At 46.1% G+C, this 4,682-nt stretch carries 4 protein-coding genes, 2 tRNA genes and 1 pseudogene; 2 read left to right on the forward strand and 5 right to left on the reverse strand.

Going from position 1 to position 4,682, the window contains the following annotated elements; translation table 11 throughout:
* Positions 1–433: 433 nt before the first annotated feature.
* Both DW739_RS14670 and DW739_RS14675 read right to left on the reverse strand, forming a co-directional pair.
* The gene (locus tag DW739_RS14670) at positions 434–997 is read right to left on the reverse strand and encodes a chromate transporter (protein ID WP_118494319.1); all 564 of its coding nucleotides are present in this window, start codon (positions 995–997) and stop codon (positions 434–436) included.
* A 15-nt stretch (positions 998–1,012) separates the two neighbouring features.
* The gene (locus tag DW739_RS14675; RefSeq protein ID WP_118494322.1) at positions 1,013–1,588 is read right to left on the reverse strand and encodes a chromate transporter; all 576 of its coding nucleotides are present in this window, start codon (positions 1,586–1,588) and stop codon (positions 1,013–1,015) included.
* A 270-nt stretch (positions 1,589–1,858) separates the two neighbouring features.
* Between DW739_RS14675 and DW739_RS14680 the strand changes: the two genes are divergently transcribed.
* On the forward strand, positions 1,859–2,845 hold the full coding sequence (locus DW739_RS14680) for a LysR family transcriptional regulator (RefSeq protein WP_182428007.1): 987 nt from the start codon (positions 1,859–1,861) through the stop codon (positions 2,843–2,845).
* Between the two features lie 377 nt (positions 2,846–3,222).
* Positions 3,223–3,531, forward strand: a pseudogene (locus tag DW739_RS14685) (Uma2 family endonuclease); the annotation flags it as partial.
* Between the two features lie 30 nt (positions 3,532–3,561).
* On the opposite strand, the gene DW739_RS14690 reads toward DW739_RS14685, so the two are convergent.
* The 3 genes from DW739_RS14690 to DW739_RS14700 all read right to left on the reverse strand — a co-directional run bounded on the left by DW739_RS14690 (position 3,562) and on the right by DW739_RS14700 (position 4,508).
* On the reverse strand, positions 3,562–4,182 hold the full coding sequence (locus tag DW739_RS14690; protein ID WP_118638606.1) for a flavodoxin family protein: 621 nt from the start codon (positions 4,180–4,182) through the stop codon (positions 3,562–3,564).
* Between the two features lie 165 nt (positions 4,183–4,347).
* Positions 4,348–4,420, reverse strand: a tRNA-Gly gene (locus DW739_RS14695).
* Between the two features lie 13 nt (positions 4,421–4,433).
* Positions 4,434–4,508, reverse strand: a tRNA-Pro gene (locus DW739_RS14700).
* Positions 4,509–4,682: the final 174 nt, after the last annotated feature.

Raw genomic sequence — 4,682 nt, forward strand, 5'->3', positions numbered from 1 at the left:
TTTTCAGGGTTTTACATACTGTTCAGTTTTCAAGGTTCTTTGTTGTTGTCTCAGCGACAGCCTATTTATGTTATCATAAGCAATTGACTTTGTCAACAACTTTTTTATTTTATTTTTAATCTTTCTCAGAAATCCGTTTGCGTTTCCGCTCTTATTTCTTCGATTGATTTGCCCTTGTCTCAAGGACGTATGTTATGATACCAGAGTTTCCAAGGATTGTCAACAATTTTTCTATATTTGTTATTCTTTTTATTTTGTTGTGATTTTTTAGAATATTCTAACCATTTGAAGTCTATGCATCTATTTCCCCTAATCCCAGAAATGGCATCGAATCAAAAGAATCCGATGCCATTTCCATCCATTCATAAATACAGCTTTCACTTTCCATCTACACTCTCATTTATATCTATTACCTATTCCTATACTACCTTCTCTACAAATGATACTCAATCAATTTAACTGCCAGGCTGACACCGCCGCAGACCCACATCACAAGAATTGGGTTCAGTTTCCATTTGCGGAGCGCTATAAAAGCTGCCGAAAAAAGAACCAGACTGCCCCACTGGATCACCCTCTCCCCATTTACCTCTGGAAGAACTGCTGCCAGTAGCATCGAAAGTCCGGCACCTGCGATCAGCGCCACTACCGCTGGGCGAAGACTGCCTAAAATATTTCCCATCGCAGAGCCGCCGCGGTAACGCCGATATATGTATGCCAGTACCGATACAATGATACAAGATGGGAAAATACATCCCCAGGTTGCCGCAACCGCCCCCGGAAGTCCCGCTATCCGAATTCCGACAAAGGTTGCTGAATTGACCGCAATCGGTCCCGGCGTCATTTCCGCGATCGTGATAAGATTCGTAAACTCCGTCATCGTGATCCATCCCTGTCGTTCCACAATCAGGCTCTGTACCAGTGGAATCGCCGCGTAGCCGCCGCCCACGCTGAAAAGCCCTATCTGCAGAAAGCTCAAAAATAATTGTATATAGATCATATCTATTCTCCCCCTCTATACCGCACCGGTCGTCTGCTCACGTTTTCTCATCCAGATAAATCGAATCGTTCCCGCCAGAATACCCGCCGCAATGATATAGATTACATTCACATCCAGCACAAAATCAGCCAGGAACGCAATTACCATGATTGCAATTGAATACAGCTTTTTTTCCTTCAGAACATTCACTCCCAGCCCACAGGAAACATCCAGAATCACAGCCGCCACGCCGACTCGCATTCCCTCTAGTGCTGCTGCCACCCAGACGTTCGACGCAAACGCGGCGTAACAGACGGATAAAACCGCCAGAATCGCCATCGGCGGAAGAATCGTTCCGATGACTGCCACCACCATTCCGGCAAACCCATATACTTTCCAACCAACCAAAATTGCCCCATTTACCGCAATCGCGCCCGGACAGGACTGTGCCAGTGCGGTAAAATCAAGCATTTCCTGTTCATCAATCCAGTGAAGCTCATCCACGAAACATTTCTTCATAAATGTCACAATGACAAAACCGCCCCCGAATGTAAATGCGCTGATATAAAGTGTTTTTAAAAATAAAACCAGCAGTTGATGCTTCTGTTTCATCTGCCATTCCCCCTTTTTCTATTTTATCTTTTGTCTCTCCCAGTTCTCCTTCACGCAAAACAACATTCCTTTTTCTGTGCCCATTATAACACTTGCCAATTCATTTTAAAATTACTATAATTTATATATAGTTCTTATTAAAATATCTATGATTCTCTATAAAAGCAACGCCGTCAAAAATAATATTTCTGACGGCAGGAAAAAAGTAGGACAAACATACAAATACGAATGTTTCCCACTCCTTATGAAACATTCAGGAAAGGAGTTTTCATGACACTGCGGCATTTCCGAATTTTTATCGAAGTAGCATCCGCCGGAAGCATCACACAGGCGGCGCGCAATCTCTACCTGACGCAGCCAACCGTCAGCACCGCCGTCCGGGAGCTCGAAGAACACTACGGAACATTATTTTTCGACCGGATCAACCAGCGTCTGCGAATTACCGGCGAAGGGCGGCGTTTTCTCGACTATGCACGCCATTTTATCCAGATGTACGATGAAATGGAACTGGCATTTTCCAATTCCGGAATCAGCGGAGTTCTCCGCATCGGTGCCAGCACCAACGTGGGGATTTCCTATCTACCACGTTTCATGCAGCTATTTCAAGAGACATATCCCCAGGTACACACGCAGGTCCATATACAGACGACCGCACAGACGGAAGCCATGCTCTTAAATGGGGCGCTAGATCTTGCAATCGTCGGCGGAACCATCCGCTCCGAACAGATTGCCCTGACTCCCCTGTTTCAGGAACACTACACCGCCATCTGCGCGCCGGGACACCCGATGGCAGGAAAAACCGTTTCCATCAATACATTTATGAAACAACCGCTGCTCTTCCGCGAAGTCGGCAGCACCTCCTATGAAGTATTTCAAAATGCCATCCGCCAGACCGGCTGTGAGGTCACCCCTGCCTGGGAAAGTACCTCACAAGAGGCCATTCTCGAAGCCGTCCGCCTGGGGCTTGGCGTCACAATTCTGCCAAGCGCTATGCTCGAAGCTGAGCTGAGACTCAGTACCATTTCCCGGATCTATTTTTCGGATTTTTCTTTTCAAAATACCGTTCATCTGGCGTGGCATCAAAGCAAGTTTCTGTCTCCTGTCATGCAGGATTTTATCCAAATGGCGCGTGAACTTTTGCCATCCAACCATATTTCCGCTCAAAATCCCCCGGGAATCTCTCCCCATGCATATCCTGTCCACAGAAATTTTCCGAAGGACTCTCCCGCAGCTACGCTCACTGATCTGCGATATTGAACTACCCTGGGAAAAATTTCGAAATGCATCGGTGCTCTATCAGATGCCTCTTCGTCATTTTCTGGCAAATGCGTTCTTTTCCGCTCTACTGGAACCAGGCAGCGGACTGGAAGATATGATTCTACAGATGAAGGGGATCGCGTTAGAGTATGCCATCGTCCGCTACAGCCTTTTCCTGTGATGAATGCATGACGGTTCCGGTAAACTTCCGTATGAGACGGTTCGCGATTATCAGGTCATCATTATCCATATGACCGGATACGACGCTGAGGTTATCTGGGATTGGTTGCGAATACGTACAGATGATTGAAAATAATTTCTTCCTGTAATATACTTTTAGGTATAGGTATACCTATATTTCAAAAGATTACTGGAATTTGCCCGACGGGCAGCGTGCAGAGCTGATCGACGGGCAATTTTATAATATGGCACCTCCGAGCCGGATTCATAAGGAAATTTCCTACCAGATTTCCCGCCTTCTTGGAAATTATATCGAGTCCAACGGCGGAGAATGCCACGTTTATCCGCCTCCTTTCGCTGTCAATCTGGATGCGGATGATAAAGATTGGGTTGAGCCGGATATCTCTCTTATCTGTGATCCGAATAAATTGACCGACCGCGGCTGTTCCGGCGCTCCCGATCTCATTTTCGAAATCGTATCTCCATCCAGCCGGCGCATGGACTACCTTATCAAAAATGCTCTGACTCCCTTAAACTTACCGAATAAAATTCGTCGCCGTCCGCTCCTCCTGTTCCGGAAGACCATATTCTTTCTTGCCAAGCTCGATGGACTTCATAAGAAATGTCATATTCTTTGCAAGCATCCGCATCGTCTGCTTGCCTTCCTCATCCATCTCTGCCTCCCCTTTCTCACAGCCGTGAATACTGTTCCAGTATCTGCTGGATGCGATCGGCATATTGCTGATGGTAAAAAATTTGTTCAATTCATCAAAAGTCGCTGAGCAGCCGCCTCTGCGTGCACAGACTACACTGGCACCCACCTTCATGCTCTTATCAAAGGACGTGCTGTAAAACAAGCGGTCAAGACAGGCAATCAGCGTCGCATTAGCCGATGCATAGTAGACCGGACTGGCAATCACCAGGCCATCCGCCGCCTCAAAGAGAGGTGCCAGCTCATTTACGATATCATCAAACACACATTTTCCAATTTCGCTGCACTGGTTACAGGCAATACAGCCCCGGATATCTTTATTTCCAATCTGCATGGTTGTTACCTCTACCCCACTATTTCGAAATACATTCTCCATTTCCCGGATGGCAATGGATGTGTTGCCGTTCACACGTGGACTTCCGTTTAGAATTAATACTTTGCTCATTTGGTTTCCTCCTTTTACTCTACGATACATTTATTCCAACAAATTGCTTTTAAACAGTCTGTAAGCGTATATATTGTCTTCAGGTGTCTACAACTGTCTACATAAAAATGAAAATGCAAAAAAGCGGAAACCCTGATGAATCAAAGCTTCCGCAATAATAAAAAGAGCGCGAGACGGGACTCGAACCCGCGGCCTCGACCTTGGCAAGGTCGCGCTCCACCAACTGAGCCACTCGCGCATATTTGTAAGAATCGGGGTGACAGGATTCGAACCTGCGACCTCCTGGTCCCAAACCAGGCGCTCTAGCCAAGCTGAGCCACACCCCGTCATCCACGTTATTACTCTATTGTGTTTGAAGATTTATATACCTTCAAAACTGCACACTGAATTTCTTCTACTTCTATCTTTCCATCCTTAAGGAAATAACTTCCTCTTTCCTATCCAATCCTTAACCATATCCTTTTGGTTAAGCCCTCGACCGATTAGTAACAGTCAGCTTC

Origin of the sequence: Clostridium sp. AM28-20LB, from assembly GCF_003480665.1 — a bacterium.
Lineage (GTDB): Bacteria > Bacillota > Clostridia > Lachnospirales > Lachnospiraceae > Otoolea > Otoolea fessa.